Raw genomic sequence first — 21,826 nt, forward strand, 5'->3', positions numbered from 1 at the left:
CCCCGGTCCGCGTAGCATTGCCACGTGACTACTTCCGCTACGCCAACCCCCAAAAGAGCTACGCGCGGCAGCTACGCGAAAACGGAAGCCCGCCGACGGCAAATCATCGAAGCCGCCACCATTGAGTTTGCCACCCGCGGTTACACCGGTGGCTCTCTCCGGGAAATCGCAAAGACCCTTTCGTTAAGCTTCACCGGCTTGATGCACCATTTTCCCAGCAAGGAACTGCTCCTCGAAGCCGTGCTTGAGCACGCGGATCAGCTGGCCGCCAGCGAGTTCGAACGCCGTCGACTTGCCGACGGCCTCCTCGAAGCGATCCTTTGGCTGGCCGAATATAACCTTGGGCATCCCCAGCTACTACGTCTCCTGGCCGTCCTCAGTGCAGAGGCATCATCACCGGGGCACCCAGCCCATGAATGGTTCACAACCCGTTATACAAACCTCCGCCAGGCTTTCACTGCTCACATTCGCGAGGATCAAGCTAAAGGACTCATCGATACAAGCTGTAACGCTGAGCTCGCCGCTGCCTCCATCGTGGCCAGCTGGGACGGGACCCAGCTTCAGTGGCTCATTGATCCAAGCTTTGACATGATGCCCGCCTTCCGCCACTCAGTCCGGACCGCAATACACGGCGTGGGGTAGAGCCAGGCGTGGTGCATCCGATGGGGATTCGAACCCACGACCCGAGGATTAAAAGTCCCCTCCTCTGACCACTGAGCTACGGATGCCGGAATCCCGCCATTCCCGGAAGGGTCAGCCACTTATCCCGGTCTCATCATGTGCTGCGCCAACAGGTTTGGACTCCGGTGATCCCCGCTGGCGAAGATAAATGGAAAGGACCACCATGGATCCCACTGCAAGGAACTCCGACTGCCAGTTCTGCAGGGTACGGTTCCAAAAGTCAGGTGATACCAGGTACTCAGCCCAGGAAAGGGGCTCTTGGAAGTTGCGCAGTTGCTCTTCGTTGAAGGCGACGTGACCTGCGATGGACTGAACCAGCCAGGACAGGACAAAAATCAGTCCCATCGTTCCGGCCAGCGAGTTCGAGAAAACCGTCAAGCGCCAATCTTTGGCCTTGGCCCATGCGGGGGACTTGGCGTTGGCGTGCTCACCCACGAGTTGTTCCTGGTCGGATTCCAGGCCGGGCTTGTCCAGCTCTTTTGATTCCGGCGACCCCTTCTGAAGCAGCCAGATGGTGGCTGTGATGTAGAGGAGAAACTGCAGGTACTCGGATTGCCAGTTTTCTGACACGTCAACCGCGAAGCTGGACGACGTGATGTATTGGACGAAGGTGATTTCATCAAGGCCGGCAGTGAGTTGGTCCTCGTTGAAGATGGCCTGTCCCGTAATGGCCTGACCCGCCAATGCGAGGATGAAGATCAGACCGAAAAACAGACTTAATCCGTTGTTCCTCAAGGCTTTTTTCACGTCGCGCCCTATCCGTGAACCAGTCCAACGGCGGCCAAATAGGCAAGTCCGCCGAAGATGAGAATGAGATAGAGAGTAAAGGTGACACGCATTGCTATCTGCCTCCTACTTCACAGGAATAGGGGGTTTCCTCCCTTGGAGTGCATCCGGCCGCAGTCACCCGCCAACTTGAGCCGGAAACAGCTACGAATACGGCATCCCCCTCGAACTGCACCAATGCTTCCCTGCCATAGGCTTCGGTTTTGACCACTTCTCCGGGGTTTCGAAGATGTGCGGACGCCAAGTGCGTCTGGCAGTCGTCACCGTCCTGCTGTTCAGCCTCTTCCCGGATTGCAGGCTGGAGCAAATCACAAGCAGCAGCCCAGTCTGAGGCATTGACGGCACGATGGAAATCCTCAGCGACCTTGGTTGCGCCGGAAGTATCTACGGCGCAACCTGTCGCAGCCAGGAGGAGAAGGGTGGCGGCAGTGGCGGGGATTATTCTGCGCATGCGCCCCAGCTTAAGAGACTGGACCAGGCAAGCGTAGCTTCGACATGCGCCCATGCGTTCCTCCCCGCCACCAACACTAAGCAACCTGATGATCTGGTATGGCTTTAGTGTAAACCCAGGATTAATTCTCCCGGTCATGGAGTCCTCGAACAGGCTCGGTCTCCTGCAAATACGCGAGTCGCGGGCCTCTGCTCACCCGACGGGCGACCCAACCCTGGTGACGCCCGCGATGTGCCGCGGGAACTGGTCCAGTTGCTCGCCAGCCTCCTCATACCACTGCGTCAGGGCGGCTGGAGGCTCGCCCAGTGTGACGGCATTGCTAAAGGACTCGAGCCATGAACCGGACTGTGCCAGATGATCGCTGATCACCGACATGTGATTGGCCATGGACTCTGCCTCGGCATGGACCTGAAGGCAGGTGATTTTCCGGCCTGATTCGTCGGCGAAGAAATGGAAAATAAGCATCCTGGGCTCGCGGCTCTCCACAAGCCGCGCCACCTCGCGGCATGCTTCGAGAGCTTCGTCCAGACGACCGGCTCGCACCGTATACGTGCTGAAGTAGATGAACGGCTCTGACATAATGGCCTCCTGAATCAACTGATCCGCACCGTGCGGATTACCTTCAGGATCCCGCTGGCGGCCCGCCCGGACATCGGCACTTCGGGCCGACTTCGCCATCGCGGCTTTGGGTAGTTCTGCCCAGTCCACCGATGCATACTGGTGATCAGGAGGTGGACGTGGCCGACGACGCAGATCACCTGGCGCGGGCCCGGACGCTCCACATGGACTACGAGTGGCGCGAGGCGTGCGACGAGTTTCGCGCCGCCGGCGGGCTCCCGGCCCTCGGGGTAGAGGATGTGGAGCGCTTCGCCGAGTGCGCACAGATCGCAGGGCTGAATGAGGATGCGATAGCCGCGCTTGAGCGTTCGTTCGAAGTGCGGGCAGCGGACGGTCAGGTGCGCGCAGCGCTGGCCTCAGCGTTCTGGCTGTGGCAGGCTTACAACCTCAATAACGAGTTCGCCCAAGCCAACGGCTGGATGGCAAGGGCTCGCGAACTCGGTCCGGACGACGTCGGCGGAGAACCCGGTTGGCTGCTCATCACCATGGCTTACGGTCGCATCGCGGCAGGTGCGTACGACGAGGCGGGCGTACTTCTGGCACGCGCCCGAGCGACGGCGACTGCCGCGCACGACGCCGATCAGCTGGCCTTCTCGACGCTTCTTACCGGCCGCGCACTGGTCAAGTCCGGCCACCTCGCGGACGGACTCGATTGGCTGGACGATGCGATGCTCCGCGTTCTGGCGGGAGAAACCACACCCAGAACCACGAGCCTGCTCTTCTGCGCGGCGATCGGCACTTGCCAGATGGAAGCCCGGGATGTGTCGCGGGTCCGCGAGTGGAGCATCGCCCTTGGATCCTGGTTGGATGCGGTGCCTCCATTCGGAGGGCCGTTCTACGGCAACTGCCTGACGTACCGGGCAGTCCACCTCCGGCTCGCGGGAGAATGGGCGGCGGCCCTCGCTGAGCTTCAGGAGGCATGTCGGAGCTTGGCGGACGGTGCAGGCACACGCCTTATCGGCCATGCCCGTTACGAGCTCGGTGAATCGCATCGTCTTCTCGGCGACTTTCCCGAGGCCGAGGCGGCTTTCCGGGCAGCTGCGTTCTCGGGAGGTCCTACGCAGCCGGGGCTGGCACTGCTGAGGCTCTCCCTCGGCGATGTTCCGGCGGCGGCCGCAGGTATCCGGCGTGCACTGGGGGAGTCCTCGGGATCGGGTGCCCGCGTGGATCTGCTGCCGGCAGCGGTGACGGTCCTCCTTGCGGCTGGGGCTCCACGGGAGGCCGCGGCCGCTGCCGAGGAGATGGGCAGTCTCGCGGAGCATTTCGCGTCCGACAGCGTTCGCGCAGCCCATGCGCGGGCCCTGGGCGAGCTGGCACTTGCCGACGGTGACTGTCAGAAGGCACTTCCCGAACTTCGACGGGCCGCTGACCTCTGGCGTGGGCTGGATGTCCCCTACGAGGTAGCGCGGTGCTCGGTCCTCCTCGCGACGGCGTGTCGGGGCGTGCGGGACAACGAGGCCGCAGGCTTTGAGCTTGAATCAGCCCGCCAGGATTTCAGGCGTCTCGGCGCCCGTGCCGACCTGGCCGAGGTGGAGAACATGCTTGTGCAGCCGGGCGTTCCCCCTCAATACGGACTCTCACCGCGCGAGTTGGAGGTGCTCCGTTTGATCGTGCGTGGCCGGACGAATCGGGAAATTGCCGGCGAGCTGTTCATCAGCGAGCGGACCGTTCACCGGCACGTTACCAACGTTCTCGAAAAGCTCGGCGTGAGCTCCCGCACGCAAGCGGCCACACATGCCATCGGCCAGGGAATCGTAAGCATCGCCCCGTAGCCGAGTGGTGCCAAGGCCAGGAAACGGGCCGCATCACGTCAAATGGTCGAAGTCTCCTCGCGCCCAGGCTGCATGCCGTTGGGCCGAATCGTGCAGAACGGCTTTGGCTTCGGAGGCGATGACGTTGTTGAAGTTGCCGTAGATCCTGTCGAACGTGAGTTCTTCCAGCTGTGCGGCGACCCGCAAAGCTACCGCTCCCGAAAGCGGTAGATGATTCGGGTAGCTGCGCATGAAGGCGATGGAGCGGCGGTCTGGATTAGGAAAGACGCTGTCACCGGTCAGCAGAACCCCTTTGCCGCCCGCTCCTGCAGTCCAGTGCGCTACTGCGCTTCCGGGGAAATGGCCTCCGGTCTGGTGCAGTGTCAACCCTTCGGTGATGGTCCTGCTGCCGGACCAGTAGGAGATGACCGCATCATCGCGGCCAACCCACCGCCGGTCGGCGTCCGCCACAAGGACGGGGACGCCGCCGAGCAGACGTGACCATTCCACCTGCACCCCGAACATGTGGGGATGACTGGCTGCGATCGCCACCACCGGGCCTCGCTCGAGGATTGCTTTCACAGCGATGTCATCAACGAATCCAACGGGATCCCACAGCAGCGAACCCTCTGGTGTCACTACAAGCTGGGTAGTTTGGCCGATCCCGACTTTCGGTGCGGTTCTGATGCCGATAAGTCCGGGCTCGTTCTCCTCCAGCAGTAACTGCTGGCCGTCCTGCGCCAACTCGTCGATTGAAAGCCACTTTTGCCCGTCCTCGGGCACGTATTGCCTTTCGTCGGTGCAGATCGGGCAGAGTTCGGGCGTCGGCTCATCGCGTTCGACGGCGCAGGTTGCGCATATCAGCATAGGTTCCCCTTCCCGGCCTAGGACCCGGCCGGATCCGGCCGGCGCCCGGATAGATTTTCGACCGCTTGCTCGATCCCCACTACCTCGCGTTCGACGTCCTCCATATACAGCCTTCCGGACGTGATCAGGCCGTCCTTTATTTCGAAGAGCGTGACCCCACGGGCTTGGAAGGGTTGTCCGTCGGTACGATTACCGGTCCATGACCATTCTGTCCACGTGCTGTTTCCGTCGTCGACTGAACGGATCATTTCTGTCCGGAAGTCAGGGATTCCAGCGAGCATCGCAGCCCAGTTCGCGTGCATCCGACCCCTGCCTGTGAACGTCCGGCCAGGGTGGGCAGGCTGCTCGCTGTGGTAATTCTCGTGGAACAGAGCTGCCATCCCCTCGAGATCGTGCGCGTTCATCGCCAGCAAGAGTCGGTCTATGACTTCGCTCAACCTTGGTTTCCTTCCGCTCAGTGATTGCCACCTTCAGCCGCGCTTCTGGACGCGCGTGATGAGATGCCCGGTTTGGCGCCAATTTACGCGCAATCAGCCCTCCACTCCAGACCGTGTATCTCCGGCAGGGTGTGGATTTCATCCGGAGGCGTGCCGCCAAAGTCCAAACAAGGCTTGCCCGTGATCCTGAAAACATATGTCGATCTATTTACGAGCGTCACATCTACGATATAAAATTGGAGATGGAAGCATGCTTGGGCGCCACAAGTGGTGGTCCGCTCCACATGCCCGTACTAGGGAGACAAAGATGTCTGGTTCACGCTCTGAAGAGATCAGGGAAAATTCACAGGAACTGACTATGGGCGCACTGCTCGATGAAGAGTTCCGCTCGGTTTTCGAAGGGTCGACGCCGGTTGCTGCACCGTGGGCGGGCCTCTACTTCATCTAGCCCGCCACCAAAAACCCCGGCGCGCCAGTCAGGGATGTAGCCTAAGACTCCAAGTCCATCCCTGAACCAATAGAGGTAGCGCTGAATGGCCAAGGCCGACGCCGCGCCCGACGTTGCCCCGACGCCGCGCCATCAACACCTGATCGTCACTGTGTATGGCTTGTATGCCCGCCATCAGGCTGGCACGTTCGCGATCGCGGACCTCGTACAACTGCTGGGGGACCTGGGAGTTGAATCAGCAGGCGTACGTTCGTCCGTGTCGAGGTTGAAGAAACGCGGAGTCCTGGTCAGCGTAAAACGGGGAAGTTCTGCGGCTTACAAGCTCTCGCCGGAACTCGAGGATGTGTTCAGTGCCGGCGACGAACGGATTTTCGCTCTCCGCCGCGCGCACAAAGACGACGCATGGCTCCTCGCCTCTTTCTCGGTCCCCGAGACACAGCGCCACCTGCGGCACAAGCTCCGGAGTATATTGACCCGCATTGGCTGCGGGCAGGTGTCTCCGGGATTGTGGATCGCACCCGGAAATCTTGCGCCCGACGTCGAACACCAGCTGCGGCGGGCCGGGCTCATGGACTATGTGGAACTCTTCAAGGCAACCCATCTGACCGGCGGCCACTTGGATGAGAAGGTGGGCCAATGGTGGGATCTGCCGTCGTTGGAAGCCCTCTACACGGACTTCATCGCACGGCATCAGCCCGTACTCCATCGCTGGGAGAAGCATGAAGACGAGGCTGCGTCAGCCGAACTGCTGAAGCAGGCCTTTGTGGATTACGTTCCCATGGTCACGCAGTGGCGGAGGCTTCCCTATATGGACCCCGGGCTCCCGGAAGAATACCTGCCGGAAAATTGGCATGGACTGGCTGCTCGGGAGCTCTTCACCAAGCTGCACGAGCTGTTGGGTCCGAAGGCCCATGATTATGCGCTGTCCATTGTTGGATCACCCGTGAAATCAGATGTGCCAGCAGTCGCATCCCTTTAGCAACCGTGTGAAAGTACGCAAACGTGAAAAGGGTTGGGACAGCTTTGCGCCCCAACCCTTTTCCAACGACCCATCCCGGGATCAGTGTCCTTGGAAGGCCTCCGCCAGCCACCAGGAGCCACCGTCCGAGGCGATCTTTGCGTCGATCACCAAGGGCCGGTCCTGCCCGCCGTCGCGGAACGCCGCAACCCATTCCCGCACTGGTTGAAGGTCCTCAAGAGTCCTGACGGTCACGCCGTCGGCTCCGTATCCCCGGGCGATCGCGGCAATATCTGTCTCCGGGAAGGACACGCTGCCCAATTCCTCTTGCGGGTGGTGCTCGGCGAAGTGGTGGACCTCAGCGCCGTACGCGGCATCGTTGTAGACGATGCATACCAGCGGCAGCTTCAGGCGGACGGCGGTCTCCAGTTCGCTGATGCCCATGAGGAACCCACCGTCTCCGGCACCCAGGACAGGCAACCGGTGTGGTTGCGCTATTGCAGCGCCGATTGCCGTGTACAGGCCAATGCCAATCGCCTGGAACGCTTGCGTAAAACAGAATCCGAATTCGTCCGGCACCGCCAGGTACTGGCTGGGGTAGCCCATGAAGTTGCCCGAGTCCACTGCGACGATCCTGTCTGCGGGAAGGATTATATCCAGTTCCCGGCTGATCACCCGTGGGTCGATGGACGTCGCAGTTCCAAGGTCCGGAGTCTCCACGTCCCGCCACCGTGCACTCTGTTTGATGGCGAGGGCGTTCTGCTCGGTGCGGTACTTTTCCGCCGCTGCGGGCTGGATCGTCCTGAGCATTTCCAAGGCGTCATCGGCCGTGAGGGCGGAATCACCCAGCACTCCCAGTGTGATCTGCCTGTTGGCGCCCAACGAGGAATCTTCGACGTCGATCTGGACTACTTTTGTTCGGGCCGAGATCAGCCGGCCGTGACGCATGGTCCACATATTCAGGGTGCAACCCCACCCGATAATCAGGTCCGCTGAGGTGATGAGTTCCGCGGTCAAGGGAGAGGAGAACCCGCCGGAGATTCCCAAGTTATGGGAATCGCCGTTGAAAAGCCCATTGGCCACGGCCGAGGTCGCCACGAGCGCCCCCGCATGCCGGGCCAGGGCCAGGACGGAATCCCGGGCGCCCCTGCCACCGCGGCCCGCGACGAACACGGGACGTTTCGCGTTCGAAATCAGCTCCACCAGTTGGTTCACTGCGCTGGTATCCGGACGAAGCCGCGCCGGTACAGGCACGACGACGCTACTCACAGTGTCTGCGGCGCTTCCGCTTTGGACATCCAAGGGCAAGCTGAGGACCACGGTCCTGCGCTCGTTCACCGCTGTTCGGAAGGCCCGGACGGTATCCGCTACAGCCGTTTCGGGGGAGTGGATCCGTTCCGCCACGGCCCCGACGCTGCGCGCCAGGGCATCCTGGTCGATCTTGAAGTTGGACCGGATGGCCGCCGCCTGCGTATCGGCCGTCAGCACGATCATGGGTGTGCGGCTCTTGGCAGCTTCTCCGACGCCGGTGATCGCGTTGGTCAGGCCACATCCTTGGTGCGTGGTCACCACGCCCACCTTGCCGGACATCCTGGAGTACGCATCGGCCATGGTGGCAGCGCCGCCCTCATGGCGGGCCGCGGTGTAGGGAATTCCGGCGTTCATCAGGGTGCTGGTGACGTCGAAGTTGCCGCTTCCCACCACGCCGAAGACGTGGCCGACTCCCAGCTTTGCCAGTGTCTGGCCCACCAGGGTAGAGACTCTTACGTGCTCGCTCATGCGCCGGGCTCCGATACTGAACTTGCTGAGCTGTCAACCAGAGCATAAACGCGGCTGGGGCTTCCCGTCCCGCCAACGATGGGCAGGGGTGCAACCACCAGCGTCGCGCCGGTGACCGGGAGGCGATCAACGTTCCGCAGCGATGTCACACCATATTTGTCAGCGCCGAGCAGGAACGAATGGACGGGGAACATAGGGTCCAGTGTTGCGGCCTGGCCGGCGTCGATGCCGACCGTTTCCACGCCGAAGCCGCTGATGGAGGCGTTTCCCGCTAGCCATTTGGCACCAGCCGCGGAGACCCCCGGAGTGTGGGGGCCGGCGTCGTCAGCGTTCATGAAGTCCGCGGCGTTGCCGCCACGGGCGGACCAGCCCGTGCGGAAGATGACCCAGCAGTTTTCCGGGAAGGGGCCATGCTCCTGCTGCCACTGCTCGAAGTGTTCGGGCTCCAGCAGGAAGTCAGCGTCCTGTGCGGCTTCGGCGGTCTTGTCAATCACCACGGCCGGCCCCACCAGGCGGTGTGGCTCGATCTGGTCAACAGACTTCCCGTCTTTGCCCGTGATCCAGTGGACGGGAGCGTCCAGGTGCGTCCCGGCGTGTTCGCCCACCGTGAAGTCGTTCCATGCCCAGGCCGGTCCGGCGTCGTCGAAATTGCTGACGGGCGTCAGCGAAAGTCCAACCGTGTTGGCCAGCGGTTTGGGAAGATTCAGAATGGGGGTGTCACCGCTGAGCGGCGTGGTGAGGTCCACGACGTCGATGGCGCCGGATGACAAGGCTGCGGTGAGCTCATTTAGAACAGACATTGTTCTCCTGTCGGGTTGATGTGTGGGTTCATTTCAGTTTCTGAGCAACCAAATGCCCCGATCCGCCGGATAGCCCAGGGCCGGGATGGGTGGACGCGCCGATGTGCCACAAGCCCTTGACGGGGGTTTTGTGGTTTGCGGCCTGGGGGAAGGGCCGCCAGAGGAGGTTCTGGAAGAGTTCCGCGGATCCGCCGTACGGATCGCCGTTGACGGCATTGGGGTTTTCCGCGGCCAGATCGGTCGGTGCCAGGATGTCCCAGGCCAGGACGGACGCCCTGGTGCCCGGCGCGAATTGTTCGAGCCTGGTCAGGACGCGCTCCATGTACTGTTCCTTAAGTTCCTGTGTCCAGCCGCCGTCCACGGCGAGCGCCCCTGCGGCATCCGCCACCGGCGAGAAGGGCACTTCCTGTAACTGCAGCCATAGCGTCGCTTTGCCTGCGGGTGCCCGGGAAGGATCCAGGACGCACTGTTGACCGACGACGACGGTAGGTTCCGTGGGCAACAGCCCCGCCTCGGCTTGGGCGCAAGCAATTGCAGTACTGTCCGAACCGTTGCTCAAGTGAACCAAGGGTACGGAATCCAACCGGGGATCGAGCCATGGGACCGGCTTGTCCAGGGCCAGGTGGATCTGCATGGCTCCGCGGCCGTTCTGGTAACGCGCGGCTGCTTCGGCCAGCCCGGCTGGTGGCTTGCGCAACAGCCTGGAATAGAGGGCCTGGGGTGACACGTTTGCCAGGACGGTGCGTGCGCTGACCAGTCCGTTGGATGTTTTCACTCCCGTTGCACCTTTGGAATCGACCAGGATTTCCTCGGCTTCTGTGTCCAGCATGATCCGGACGCCTTTATCCCTGAGGAGGGCCTCGAAAGCAGCGATGAAGTTCGAGGCTCCCCCTTTCACCACAGGGAGGCCAAAGCTGTGCATGCTCAAGGCCATGACCGGAAGCATGACGCCGCCGGTCGCTTGGTCGGGGCCGAGGCCGGCGTGAAGGAGCCAAGGGGACCACAGCTGGTCGGTTTGCCATCCGTTGAAGCGGCTGCGGAGGTAGTTGCGGCCACTCATGACTGAATCCCGGACGAAGGCCTCGGTACCCTTGACTTTTCCTCGCCTCAAGGCGCCTGCGGCGATCGCCAGCACCTCCTTGAAAGAGCGCAGTTCAGCACCGAACGCACCGAAGATGGTTCCTGCATTGCGGCCGAGGTCCTCCAGCATGGCCAGGTAGGCGCTTTCGTCTCCGTTCTCCTGCAAAGCCGAAGCAGTGAGTGCCGGGTCGCGATGGGCCACGACAACCCTGTGTTGCCCTGTCTTAGGATCGGCTGCCACGCTGGCCGTCACCGCGCCGTCGGAATTGCAGTATTCCAATCCCCTCGAATGCAGTTCGCTTCCCAAAGCCTGGTATGCGCCTCCGGAAACGAACAGGGGGTGCCAGGAAGAGAAGGAATCGTGGATGAAGCCAGGGAGCGTGCGTTCCCCCGAATGGATGAAGCCACCCAGCCTGCCGGACCGTTCAATGAGGCAGACGCGCTTCCCGGCCATGGCAAGCTCCGCGGCGGCTACCAGGGAGTTGATCCCGGAACCAATGATGGCAATATCGGTGGAGTCCGTCATAGAGGGCATCGTCATCTCAGAAGTCCGGGTGGTTGGTTGCGGCGTGGTATTTGCCGCTGTGGAACAGGAGTGGTTCCCCTCCAGCATTCTCGTACTTCTCCACCTCGCCTACGTAGATGACATGGTCCCCGGCATCGTGTCGTGAGACCGTCCGGCACTGGAACGTGGCAACGGCGCCGTCCAGCAACGGAATTCCGGCGATTCCCTCGGTGGTTTCCGCGCCGGCGAATTTATCTGTGGCCGGCGTTGCGAACTGGCGCGAGAGGACGTGCTGGTCACTGGCAAGGATGTTGATGGCGAAGTGCGTAGCGTCCTCGAAGTCCGCAAGGCTCGGAGCCCGCTTGCTGGGGCACCACAACACCAGCGGAGGTTCCATGGAAACGGACGTGAAGGAGTTGGCGGTCATGCCCACCTTCCGCCCATCGACTCCGAGGGTGGTGACCACCGTGACGCCCGTGGCGAATTGTCCCAGGGCGCCCCGGAAGTCCCTCAGGTCAAAAGCTGACGAATCTTCGTCCTTGCGTGCCTGCACGAACTCGGCGGCAGCTGCGGGATCGAACCACCATGGGTAGAACGTGCGGGGATCATCGAATCCTCCGGCGATGCTTGCGGCCAGCGCCGGGTGGTCAGTTGCTTCGGCCAGGACGGCCTGTTGGTGTTCCCGCCGGGGTTTGAGCATGTCATTCGTCCACGCCACTGCCCACTGGCCCCAGCCCCGCCAGAACTCGTCAAAGGTGCGTTCCATCCACTGCTTGTCAAAAGGCTGCTGCCCCCGCCGGATGATGGAATCCAGGTAGTACTTGGCGGCCAGCGTCGCGTTGTTGGACCCCTGACCGGTGAGGGGATCGTTGAGCAGGACGGCGTCGCCCAGGCCAAAGACAAGGTTGCCATTGCCAAGTTCGCCCACTGCTGAGCGAACGGTCGGGGTGATCCGGCCCAGCAGTGTTGCGCCCTCATCGGTGAGCGTTGCGTTGGCGAAGTTCTTCGCCTCGTGAGGGAAATGCTCTTCCAGGATTTCCAGTGATCGATTCAGCTGTTCTTCCGGACTTGTAACATCGGTCCAGTTATCCATCGGGCCGCCCACGACGCCTTCAAAGACCATCATCTGGCAAGGCCCGGACACGGTGAGTCCGGGAAAGGTGAAGAACTCCCCGACGCCGGGGACTACGGACATGCGAATGCTGTCACTGGGCTGCTCGGCCGGCCCTGTGGCTGAATCCGGTGCAACGGCATCGAATGACACCGTATCGAGTGAAACATAGTTCAGGGCGAGGACTCTTTGCGGCCGGTCGAACGGGGACTTGGACCTGTCCTTGGGGAAAATCTGGGCGATCTCTCCCTTTCCGGTGCTGACGATAACCAGTTCGTAGTCCCGTGCGAGCTCCTCCAGCATGCGCGGGGTGACTTTCTCTATACGGAAATCACCGCCGCCAGCCACAAAGGCCTCGATCCATGCCGCACTCTTGATCCGCTGATCCATCGAGTGGGCGGTCCCCTCAAGGGGCGCCTCCCACTCAATGGCGCCTGAGCCGGATTCGCCTTCCACGCGCAATCGGATGGCACTGATCCCCGGCACGGCTTCATCGTCATAGAGCTTGGTGAGAGCTGAACTTAGCTGCGCTTCGGCGGCCAGCGCTGTGGGGAACATGCATTGGCTGGACATCACCTTGCCGGTGCGGATTTGAGCGGCCGAACGGTCCGAGAACAGGGTGACTTCGTACCCCTCCCGTTGCAGGCCCAAGGCCAGTTGGGCGCCGGATTCGCCGGCTCCGATGATTGCGATCTTTCGCATGTCTGGTTTTCCTTCGAGGAACGTTGTTGCCAGGAGTAGTGGAGCGACTGTCAGGTCGCGGATACGGCGGAGTTCACGCTTGCAAGGTATGCAGTTGCCTTATCCGGGTCCATGAACCATTCCTGGAAGTCCGGCGGGTTGTTGAATCCGTTGGCGAAGCGGTGCGCGATTTCGGCCGACTGACCGGCCGCTCCCAGAAGCGAAAGGACATGCGGGGGCGGCGGAGCCAGCAGCGCGTTCGTCCACTGTGCTACGTGCTGTGCATAGTTCCAATACGTTTCGAAAGTGGCCTGCATGAATGCTGCGTCGAAGGCGCCGTCGCCGTGCGCCGCGATGCTCTGCAAGTAGGAAGCCGCGCATTTGCTGGCGTTGTTGGAGCCCTGGCCGGTGATGGGGTCGTTCAGGACCACGACGTCGGCGAGTCCCAGGACCTTCTTGCCGCTGGGAAGCGTGGCGATGGGATGGCGGACAGTGGGTGCGAACCGGCCCTGCAGGAACCCGTTGGGATCGGTCAGCTCGACGTCGGATGCCCGGCTGGCTTCCCACGGCAAGTACTGCTTCAGGATATTTTTGGACGTCTCCAGGTGTTCCCCGGGAGTCAGGCCCTTCCAGCAATCCATGGGTCCGCCGGGGATGCCCTCGAAAACCATGATTTCACACGGGCCGGTGGTGGTGAGCGCCGGGAAGGCAAAATACTCGCCCACCCCTGGAATCAGGTTGAAGGAAACGGCCGAGTGTTCTGCCCTGGGCTCCATCCCCGTGACGTACGTCAAAGCCAAAGCGCGTTGCGGTGCGTCGTAGGCGCTGCGCTGGGCATCACGGGTGAAGAGCTGCGCAATTTCTCCCTTGCCGGCAGCCACAATCACCAAATCGGAGTTCAGGGAGTACCGCTCGAGTTCATCGACGCCGGCGTCTTCGAACACGAGCTCGCCTCCCTGCGCCACGAACTCTTCCATGAACCTCGGGAATTTGACCCGCTGGTCAATGGACTTGGCCGGGTTATCCAGACGCGATGCCCAGCTGATGGCCTTCTCACCAGCAAGCTCAGGATGGGGGATCGTAAACGATATGCCGTCCACGGTGGGAGCGTCAGGCCAGAAGTCCAGGCCGAGCGCCCTCTCGTGTTCCAGGGCATCGTGGAAGATGCATTGGCTGGAGGAGACTTTTCCCTCATGGATTTCTTCGGCAGTGCGGTTGGAGATCGTGGTGACCGCGAATCCGGCCTTGAGCAAACCGATCCCAAGTTGCAGGCCCGATTGCCCTGCTCCGACGATGGTGATGTGGCGCTGTGTCATAGTGTTGACCTTGTCTTTCTGCTGTCTCTGCATCCGTAAATGATGGGGGAAGATATTTGGCCAGGCCTCGGCGTTGGCTCGGGATGGGTTTGTTCCCAGCCGGGAAGACCGATGTGTACGAGTCTGATGTCATTCATGTGTCGTCACCTCTTTTCGGCGGCGAGTAGTGGGATGGCTTCTTCGGCGCGCTCCGGCCCCAAAGCGGAGTAGCCGCCGTCGACGGCCCAGTCAGCTCCTGTCACGAAGCTGGCGGCGTCGCTGGCGAGGAAGGCGACCACGGCTCCGATCTCCTCTGGCCGTCCCACCCGCTTCAGGGCGTGGAACGGGGCTGCCACCGAGTCCGTTTTATCAATGTCGCCGCCGGACAGGGTGTCCATGATGTTGCTCCACACCCATCCAGGGCTGACCGAATTGACACGGATGCCGTCGTCGGCGAGATCCACTGCCATGCTCCGGGTCAGCTGGACCAGGGCGGCCTTGCCCGCGGGGTAGAGCCAGCGGCCTGTCTGGGCAACGGAACTCGAAATCGAGGTGAAGTTGATGATGGCTCCGTGCCGGGATGCCTTCAGGTACGGGCGCGCCGCCTTGCTTGCCATGACGGCGCTCACCACGTTGACGTTCAGTGCCTGCAGCCAATCGTTCCTGTCCGAAGCTGCACCGTCGTCCTTGTAAGTGCAGGCCAGGTTGACGAGGATGTCGATGCCTCCGTGCGTGGCTGCCGTATCGTCCATGAGTCGCGCTACGGCTGCGTCATCTGTGATGTCAGTGAGTGAAAAGCCGATGTCGCTTCCCAACGTGTGGAGCTGGGCGCCGCCGTCGGCGTCGATATCGGCGACCACAACGGTGGCACCGGCATCCCTCAACGCCATGGCGACGCCTTGGCCGATCTTGGTGACGCCGCCTGTGACGACTGCGGTCCTGCCCGAGAGTGCTGACATGGCCAAACCTTTCATAGTGAATCCATGGGGTGGGAAGTCTTGTGTATGCGTAACGCTCGTCGTTGCCGACGGAGTGGCTGCTTCACTGCCTACTTGACGGTGGGCCTGGATGCGGGCTTCGGATGAGTCCGTTTCCACTCGATTCGGCGGTCATGCACCAGCTTGACGTTCTTCATCTCTGCTCACCCTTCCGTCGGTTTCGTTGCTGCGTTTCTATGACGTGCGTCATACTTGTTCTAAGAGCGACTCTATTCACAGGCGAAAATCGGGTCTATCCGCTTGGCGCAGGGCTCATCCGAAAAACGAAAACCGGGGAAGGAACGCGCAATGGTGAGGATCCTTCCCCGTGATGTCCTCAGGGGCCTCCCGACAGTGACCACGACCGACGTGGACGAAGCGCACCAGAAGATCGCCGATTTGTTCTGCGGTCACGATCTCGTTCCGCAGACCCGGGGGACCTCGGTGGACATGAAGCTGCGTTCGCTGCACCGCGGTGATATTGGCATCGAATTCCTGGACTATGGCGCCGACGTCCGGATCAGTCCGGAAGGCCTGGAGAACTTCCATCTGATCCAGATTCCCCTCGCGGGCCACGCACACATGGAAGTGGGCTCATCCTCGGTGGAGTCCAGCCCCAAAACCGCCACAGTTCCGCCAATCGACCGCCCATTCACCATGACGTGGAATCGCGGAACCCCGCATTTGATTGTCTACGTGAGCCGTCTCGCCCTTGCTTCCGTAGCGGCGCAACTTTATAGCGAGGATCCGGGCGGTAATGACCTGCACGGCGGCGATCCGGAGAAGAGCGTGAAGCTCGGCTACGCGATGGACCTCACCGGCTCTGCCGGCCGGGCATTCCTGAGGTCTGTCGTCGAACTCCATGACGACATGATCAACCAGCAGCAAAGAACAGCCCCAGGCTTCGTCCAAAAGCTTCTCGCGGAGACGATGGTTTCCCGGCTGCTCCTGGCAATGAATCCTGTCACGGAGGCTGACCACTCCAGTCCGGCTTCCGAAAGCCGGTTGATACGGCAATTCCGGGAACTGCTGGAACGGCATGCCTCTGAGGAGCTGGCGGTTCCGGACATCGCAGAGAACCTGGGAGTCTCGGTGCGTACCCTGCAACTGGCTCTTCGCGCCGAAGTGGGGGCAACGCCGTCGGAGTTGTTGAGAAGGGTGCGCCTGGACCGGGCCCGGGAACTGCTTCTTGCTGCTGCCCCCGGACAGGAAACCATCGTTTCGATCGCTGAGCGCTGCGGTTTCTCCCATCAAGGGCGCTTCTCTGCCCTCTACCTTGACACGTTCGGCGAGCTGCCATCAGACAGCCTTCGCCGCTAGCCTCGCTATCCGATATCCCGGCTAACCGCTATTCGCTCGGGCGCAGTCTGTCCAGTTGGTCAACGTCAGCCAGCGAAGGGCGCATGCCGCGGTGGAGCACAATTCCCTCGGGAAGGTCCTCCACTTCCACCCGGGAGCCTGAGACCTTGAAGGAGAAGCGGGACCCACCCATGTCCACATTCGTAGCGTTGAAATCTCCCCAAGATGCCGGCAGCACAGGGTCGATCCAGAGCCCACCCAAGGACAGATGCGCGTCGTAACGCAAGAGGCTGCGGATCAACATGATTGGAGTGGTCGCTGCCCAGGCCTGGGGTGAACATGCCGTGGGATAGGGCAGCGGCTGGGGGTAGTCCGAGCGGCTGTAACCGCAAAACAATTCAGGCAACCTATGGTCGGTATGCTCGGCAGCCTCCATCAAGGCTGAAGCAAGCCGCTGGGCTTCCTCAACAAATCCATAGCGCAGCAGCCCAGCGACAATCAGTGCATTATCGTGCGGCCACACGGAGCCGTTGTGATAACTGACCGGGTTGTAGGCACCCATGTCCGTGGCCAGGGTGCGTACGCCCCAGCCGCTGAACATCTCCGGGGACATCAGCCGGTCAGCCACCTGCCGGGCCTTGTCGTCGTCCACGATCCCGGTCCACAGGCAATGGCCCATGTTGGAGGCACAAGCATCCACCGGCCGTTTGTCCCGGTCAAGCGCAATGGCATAGTACCCGCGTTCGGGCAGCCAGAATTGTTCGTTGAACCGTCTCTTGAGGAGCTCTGCACGTTCCCGTAGTTCGGCTGCCAGGGCGCGGTCGCCGGCGTCGTGGGCCATCCACGCACGGGCGGTGTAGGCGCTGTAAACGTAGCCCTGCACCTCGCACAACGCGATTGGCGTTTCAGCCAAGCGTCCGTCAGCGAAGTTGATGCCGTCCCAGGAATCCTTCCACCCCTGGTTGATCAGGCCCTGATCGTTGAGGCGTTCGTACTCGACGAACCCGTCGCCGTCGCGGTCGCCAAAATCCCGGATCCAGTCCAAAGCGCGGTCCGCGTGCGGTACCAAAGCGGCGATGTCCTCAGTGGCCAGGCCCCACCGGCTCACTTCACCGAGCAGGGCCACGAACAGGGGAGTGGCATCGGCGGTGCCGTAATAGGCCGACTTTCCACCCAGTGCCAAACCTGTCCCGACGCCGAGCCTCACCTCGTGCAGGATGCGGCCGGGCTGTTCCTCGGTCAGGGGGTCAACCACCATTCCTTGCCGCTCGGCCAGGGTTTGGAGCGTCCCCAAGGCCAGCGGCGCGTTGATGGGCATGACCATGAAGGAGGCCAGCAGGGAATCCCGGCCGAAGAGTGCCATGAACCAGGGCGCCCCGGCCGCGACGACCATCCGATCGGGATGCAGCGGGTCAACGATGCGTAAAGCACCGATATCGGCGTAACTGCGATAGACGGTTCGCTCAAGGGACCTGTTGCCTATTCGTACGGGAGGGATGGTGGCGTCCCAGGACTGTTGCCGCTGGAACTGCGGTGAGACAGTCTCTGAGGCCGCTGTGTGGACAGGCGGCTGGGCGGGAGCGCCGGAATCCGGCATGGGGTCGGCGGTTACCCGGACTCTCCACTCTCCATGCGCCGGAATCGAAAGGTGGAAAACGAGGCCTTCCGCCCCCGCCTCACCACCGGCCGCTCGAATGATCACGCCCTTCCGCGCACCCTCCCAGGCGGCCTCCATGATGACGGACCCGTCCCCATAGCGCCGGGTATGTTCCCATTGCCGGTGAAACCGACCTTCTTTGACCTCGAACAGATCTGCGAAGTCCGTGTCCACAAACAACTCGACGTCGCACGAGGCCGGCTGGGGTGCATGGTTCTGGATGGTGATGTCCTCAAACATCCCCACGCCGACTTCGCGCCGGCGCTCTACCGTCAACGGGCTGTCCGCCCTGCCGTCGGTGCCCACCGCCCTGCCGACGTACATTCCCTGATATGGCGACGGCGTCCACGCACCCAGGGGCTCCACAGGCTGGCCATTCACGTTGAGGGACCAGCGCGAGAGGATCCTGGTGTCCTCATGGAAGACTCCATGAGGGTGATGGGGAAAGATGTCCCCGTTCTGCAATGAGATGCAGAACGCGGATCCTTCCACGAGAGTTATGGCACCTTGCCCCACAGGACCCGCCGCGTTGTCTGCATTCCATCCGGCCACAGCAGGCTCCTTTGAAGTGCACCGCCTGTCACGTGATCTGAATCTACGCCGGTCCCGTAAAGCTTGCCAGAGCCCCTTGTCACCGGGGCCACTTTTAGCCGGGGCAGCGTCAGGTGGCCCTCACCTGCTCACTTGACCGGGAGGCCGTAGCTGCCAGCGGACGCCCCCGCAATCTTTGGAGCGTAGCGGACGGAGATTCCTTGTACTTTTCGCTGTAGTACGCGGCAAACCGCCCAAGGTGTGAGAACCCGGCGTCGAAGGCTGCTTCGGCGACCGTGGCCGCGGCTGGACCGGCCTGTCCCTCTAAAATCCGGCGTGCACGCGCCAACCTCATATCGCGCAGGACGTGCGCGGGACTCTGGCCGACGTGTGCCTGGAAGGCATTATGCAGCTGCCTTGTGCTGATACCGACGGCAGAGGCGACATCGTCAATCCGGATGTTTGCTCCCAGGTTCTGCTCCAGGTAATTGCAGGCGGACTCAACGTACGCCGGAGCCCCCTTGTTGCCAGGCAAGGGGGCGAAAGCCGGCTCCAAAAAAGGAGCAAGCCCGGCGGACATTGTGGCAAGAAGGATATTCTCAAGCCACGTGACAGATTCTCCCGGGAGGCCTTGGTCCAGCTGGCGGCAGGCTTCCAACCAGGTTTGCGACACCATGTTTGGATTGCTGAGCTGCAAGGGAACGTCGCTGGCAAGGGAAATGGGCTTGACCAGCACCCGGCTGGCCGTGGCAGCCAGATAGCTTTCCAGCACATCGGCGTCGACGCCGCCAACCAAGGCTCCGCGCAGTGGATCCGGAACCATCTTGGTCTGATGATGGGAGCTCAAAGCGAACGGAGTGTTCGCCACCCACTGGTTGCCGCAGGATTCCACGAGCATCGGACCCAGCGGGATGACGAGCAGCGCCCTACGGCCCGAGGGTGGACTGACAATGGTGACACCCGTACCGTACGAGACAAAAACCAGGCTGATGGCGCCAGCCACCAAGCCGTTGACCGTCCCGTCGATTCCGCGTCCCTGATGCGGAACCAGCAGATGCTCATCCGACGTCAGGCTGTTGACGGAGTCCCGGACAACCGCTGCCGAGGTGCTGCGGGTTAGAGCATGTGCTTCAAGGGGTCTATCCGCAGACAACTGATCTGAAACAGCGTCGACCGCCCCAGTTGAGTCCATGTAGTGACCTTTCCCTGACGGGGATCTTGATGCCGGTCCCGCCCGGAGCTCCTCTACCATCCGAACGATATATAGAGTGTCCTTGACGATAGTCATTGCTTCTATACATTGGCAAGTGCCGATTCGCGAACTCCCAGCTTCTCCAGGCGCGGGAGTACCTCCTGGACGAAGTACTCAAGCTCGCCGGCGTAGTCGACAAAGGCAAGTGTCATCCCGTCAAAACCGGCCTTGGCGAAACGGGCAATTTCTGTGGCCACTTCATCAGGTGTGCCAACGAGCGGGCAGGAGCCATGGCCCGCGGCAAAACGCGACCGCATGGTCCCCAACATGTCCTTGGTGAAGGACTCTGCGTGCAGTCCCTGGAGGTTCATCAGGTAATCCACCGCACCCCAATCAGCATTCTCTTCGGCGTAATACGCCAAGTAGTCCGTTGCCTCCTGATGGCTCGGCCTACACACCACATGGCTGAGGGTCAGAACACCAACCTCACGCTGGTACTTCGCCATCGCCTGGCTTTTCACGGTGCGGACAATTTCCGCCCCGTCCTCGGGTCCGCCGACCACGGTAAAGACGAAATCCGAATTCCTTCCAGCGAAATTCCTGCCTTGCCTGGACGAACCCGCATTAAGAATGGGAACCTTTCCACCGGTGGGCTTCGGCGACGCCTCAACATGCTTGAGCGAGAAGAACTTCCCGTCGAAATCAAAGATCTCTTCCTCTTGCCATGCTTGGCGCACCACGTCCCACCACTCCTGCGCGAAACCGTAGCGATCATCGTGGGCCTCCGCCATATCTACGCCCATGGTTTCGTACTCGGGTTGATTCCAACCGGCCACGATATTCAGTCCAGCGCGGCCACCACCGATCGCATCAAGGGTGGCGATCTGCTTCGCCGTCACCAGTGGATGGTTGAACGCTGTGTGAACCGTTGAAAAGACAGAAATCCTTTCGGTGGCGGCCAGGAGCGCGGCGGCCCATGGGATGGGCTCGAGTACTGAACCATGAAAATTCGTGTCGCCCTTGTAACCGATCCATCTCGCAATGGGCAGCAGGAAATCAATTCCTGCCTCATCGGCCGTGCGGGCCATCCGAAGGTTTTCCTCCCACGTAGCGCCCCACCTTTCGGGAATCTTTGTGACGGCCAATCCGCCGGAGCAATTTGCCGAGAATAGTCCGAGCTTGAAGTGGTCTTTTCTGTTCATGGGATGCATGATTCCTCTTTCTGGTCCAATGAAAGTGTTGGTGATATAGACGAACCGTCAGGCTTGGTTCTACGGTTTCCGCGAGTGCTGAAAGAGCAGAGGATCGAACGACTCCGGTTGCGTTATGTGCTCCACTTGGCCGACCAGAATCATGTGGTCTCCGCCCTCATAGCGGGCCCATAGCCGGCAGTCGAGTCGCAGCCCTACGTCCGGCAATGCGGGCGCGCCGGTAGATCCCACAAGGGGGGTGAGGCCTTCAAACTTGTCGCTGCCGCGCTGGGCGAAGCGGGGGACGTAGTGCCCGAGATCCTTCCCCAAAACGTGGATGGAGAAGTTATCTGTCGCCATCCAGATCTCAAAGCTGGACGATGCTTTGTCCACACACCAGGAGACAAGAGCCGGATCCAGGGAGACGGAGGCGAAGCTGTTCATGACCATGCCGGCCCGTCGGCTGCCCGCTGCGGTTGTCACGACGCTGACGCCGGAGGGCCAATGCCGCATGACGGACCTCAGGTCCGGCGGAACCACAGAGGGTTCGAAGTCTTTTGCTACAAACGGTTGCTGTTGGATGCTGTCAGTCAACATCGTGTGCCACCTCCAGTCAGTGTTGCGAACGTTCCACAATTCTGCGGACCGCAGGCTGACTGGACTATCCGTTCTTCGCTGACTTATGGCCGTTTTGCGCCAACCAGCGCCGCGTCCCAACCCCCAATCCAGCCG

Annotated in this window: 20 protein-coding genes and 1 tRNA gene; 5 read left to right on the forward strand and 16 right to left on the reverse strand. The window is 61.6% G+C overall.

Translation table 11 applies throughout. The features are described from left to right. The first annotated feature begins 24 nt into the window (after window positions 1-24). Window positions 25-642, forward strand: a complete 618-nt coding sequence (locus ABIE18_RS11005; protein WP_499722782.1) for a TetR/AcrR family transcriptional regulator — start codon at window positions 25-27, stop codon at window positions 640-642. 9 nt (window positions 643-651) lie between these two features. On the opposite strand, the gene ABIE18_RS11010 is transcribed toward ABIE18_RS11005, so the two are convergent. The 4 genes from ABIE18_RS11010 to ABIE18_RS11025 form a co-directional block, all read right to left on the reverse strand. Next, window positions 652-728 (reverse strand) — tRNA-Lys (locus ABIE18_RS11010). 25 nt (window positions 729-753) lie between these two features. Next, window positions 754-1,428 (reverse strand): DUF6766 family protein, encoded by a 675-nt coding sequence (locus tag ABIE18_RS11015; protein ID WP_499722783.1) that lies wholly within the window; start codon window positions 1,426-1,428, stop codon window positions 754-756. A gap of 94 nt (window positions 1,429-1,522) precedes the next feature. Further along, the gene (locus tag ABIE18_RS11020) at window positions 1,523-1,918 is read right to left on the reverse strand and encodes a hypothetical protein (RefSeq protein ID WP_499722785.1); all 396 of its coding nucleotides are present in this window, start codon (window positions 1,916-1,918) and stop codon (window positions 1,523-1,525) included. A gap of 192 nt (window positions 1,919-2,110) precedes the next feature. Continuing rightward, the gene (locus ABIE18_RS11025) at window positions 2,111-2,497 is read right to left on the reverse strand and encodes a hypothetical protein (RefSeq protein WP_499722786.1); all 387 of its coding nucleotides are present in this window, start codon (window positions 2,495-2,497) and stop codon (window positions 2,111-2,113) included. Between the two features lie 158 nt (window positions 2,498-2,655). Here ABIE18_RS11025 and ABIE18_RS11030 point away from each other — a divergent pair, with 158 nt between their 5' ends. Next, on the forward strand, window positions 2,656-4,308 hold the full coding sequence (locus ABIE18_RS11030; RefSeq protein ID WP_499722788.1) for a LuxR C-terminal-related transcriptional regulator: 1,653 nt from the start codon (window positions 2,656-2,658) through the stop codon (window positions 4,306-4,308). Window positions 4,309-4,341: 33 nt separating this feature from the next. Here ABIE18_RS11030 and ABIE18_RS11035 read toward each other — a convergent pair whose 3' ends face one another. Together ABIE18_RS11035 and ABIE18_RS11040 are read right to left on the reverse strand one after the other, a co-directional pair. After that, a complete protein-coding gene (locus ABIE18_RS11035; RefSeq protein ID WP_499722789.1) occupies window positions 4,342-5,154 on the reverse strand; it encodes an MBL fold metallo-hydrolase in 813 nt (270 codons plus the stop codon). A gap of 17 nt (window positions 5,155-5,171) precedes the next feature. Continuing rightward, on the reverse strand, window positions 5,172-5,591 hold the full coding sequence (locus ABIE18_RS11040; RefSeq protein WP_499722791.1) for a nuclear transport factor 2 family protein: 420 nt from the start codon (window positions 5,589-5,591) through the stop codon (window positions 5,172-5,174). Between the two features lie 307 nt (window positions 5,592-5,898). Between ABIE18_RS11040 and ABIE18_RS11045 the strand changes: the two genes are divergently transcribed. Then, complete coding sequence (locus tag ABIE18_RS11045) at window positions 5,899-6,039, forward strand: hypothetical protein (RefSeq protein ID WP_499722792.1); 141 nt, start codon at window positions 5,899-5,901, stop codon at window positions 6,037-6,039. Window positions 6,040-6,124: 85 nt separating this feature from the next. After that, window positions 6,125-7,018, forward strand: coding sequence for a PaaX family transcriptional regulator (locus ABIE18_RS11050; RefSeq protein WP_499722793.1), 894 nt, complete (start codon window positions 6,125-6,127; stop codon window positions 7,016-7,018). An 81-nt stretch (window positions 7,019-7,099) separates the two neighbouring features. On the opposite strand, the gene ABIE18_RS11055 is transcribed toward ABIE18_RS11050, so the two are convergent. From ABIE18_RS11055 to ABIE18_RS11080, 6 genes are all read right to left on the reverse strand, one after another. Beyond that, window positions 7,100-8,776 carry a thiamine pyrophosphate-binding protein gene (locus ABIE18_RS11055; RefSeq protein ID WP_499722795.1) on the reverse strand — a complete coding sequence of 559 codons (1,677 nt, stop codon included), beginning with the start codon at window positions 8,774-8,776 and terminating at the stop codon, window positions 7,100-7,102. Then, the gene (locus tag ABIE18_RS11060; RefSeq protein ID WP_499722796.1) at window positions 8,773-9,576 is read right to left on the reverse strand and encodes a cyclase family protein; all 804 of its coding nucleotides are present in this window, start codon (window positions 9,574-9,576) and stop codon (window positions 8,773-8,775) included. Before ABIE18_RS11060 ends, ABIE18_RS11055 begins: the two co-directional genes overlap by 4 nt. Before the next feature lie 28 nt (window positions 9,577-9,604). Continuing rightward, complete coding sequence (locus tag ABIE18_RS11065) at window positions 9,605-11,182, reverse strand: phytoene desaturase family protein (RefSeq protein ID WP_499722797.1); 1,578 nt, start codon at window positions 11,180-11,182, stop codon at window positions 9,605-9,607. A gap of 16 nt (window positions 11,183-11,198) precedes the next feature. Continuing rightward, window positions 11,199-12,974, reverse strand: coding sequence for a flavin reductase (locus tag ABIE18_RS11070; RefSeq protein WP_499722798.1), 1,776 nt, complete (start codon window positions 12,972-12,974; stop codon window positions 11,199-11,201). 50 nt (window positions 12,975-13,024) lie between these two features. Then, window positions 13,025-14,269 carry a styrene monooxygenase/indole monooxygenase family protein gene (locus ABIE18_RS11075; protein ID WP_499722799.1) on the reverse strand — a complete coding sequence of 415 codons (1,245 nt, stop codon included), beginning with the start codon at window positions 14,267-14,269 and terminating at the stop codon, window positions 13,025-13,027. A 143-nt stretch (window positions 14,270-14,412) separates the two neighbouring features. Continuing rightward, window positions 14,413-15,207 carry an SDR family oxidoreductase gene (locus ABIE18_RS11080; RefSeq protein WP_499722801.1) on the reverse strand — a complete coding sequence of 265 codons (795 nt, stop codon included), beginning with the start codon at window positions 15,205-15,207 and terminating at the stop codon, window positions 14,413-14,415. A gap of 327 nt (window positions 15,208-15,534) precedes the next feature. On the opposite strand from ABIE18_RS11080, the gene ABIE18_RS11085 reads away from it, so the two are divergent. Further along, entirely contained in the window at window positions 15,535-16,545 is a 1,011-nt protein-coding gene (locus ABIE18_RS11085) for an AraC family transcriptional regulator (RefSeq protein WP_499722802.1), read from the forward strand. A 28-nt stretch (window positions 16,546-16,573) separates the two neighbouring features. On the opposite strand, the gene ABIE18_RS11090 is transcribed toward ABIE18_RS11085, so the two are convergent. The 4 genes from ABIE18_RS11090 to ABIE18_RS11105 form a co-directional block, all read right to left on the reverse strand. Beyond that, window positions 16,574-18,733 (reverse strand): amylo-alpha-1,6-glucosidase, encoded by a 2,160-nt coding sequence (locus ABIE18_RS11090; RefSeq protein ID WP_499722804.1) that lies wholly within the window; start codon window positions 18,731-18,733, stop codon window positions 16,574-16,576. 109 nt (window positions 18,734-18,842) lie between these two features. Next, window positions 18,843-19,904 carry an AraC family transcriptional regulator gene (locus ABIE18_RS11095; RefSeq protein ID WP_499722806.1) on the reverse strand — a complete coding sequence of 354 codons (1,062 nt, stop codon included), beginning with the start codon at window positions 19,902-19,904 and terminating at the stop codon, window positions 18,843-18,845. A gap of 101 nt (window positions 19,905-20,005) precedes the next feature. Then, window positions 20,006-21,106 carry an LLM class flavin-dependent oxidoreductase gene (locus ABIE18_RS11100; protein WP_499722807.1) on the reverse strand — a complete coding sequence of 367 codons (1,101 nt, stop codon included), beginning with the start codon at window positions 21,104-21,106 and terminating at the stop codon, window positions 20,006-20,008. Between the two features lie 69 nt (window positions 21,107-21,175). Next, on the reverse strand, window positions 21,176-21,691 hold the full coding sequence (locus tag ABIE18_RS11105) for a flavin reductase family protein (protein ID WP_499722808.1): 516 nt from the start codon (window positions 21,689-21,691) through the stop codon (window positions 21,176-21,178). Between the last annotated feature and the right edge of the window lie 135 nt (window positions 21,692-21,826).

The organism is Arthrobacter sp. 2762 (assembly GCF_040548745.1).
In the GTDB taxonomy this organism is placed as follows: Bacteria; Actinomycetota; Actinomycetes; order Actinomycetales; family Micrococcaceae; genus Arthrobacter.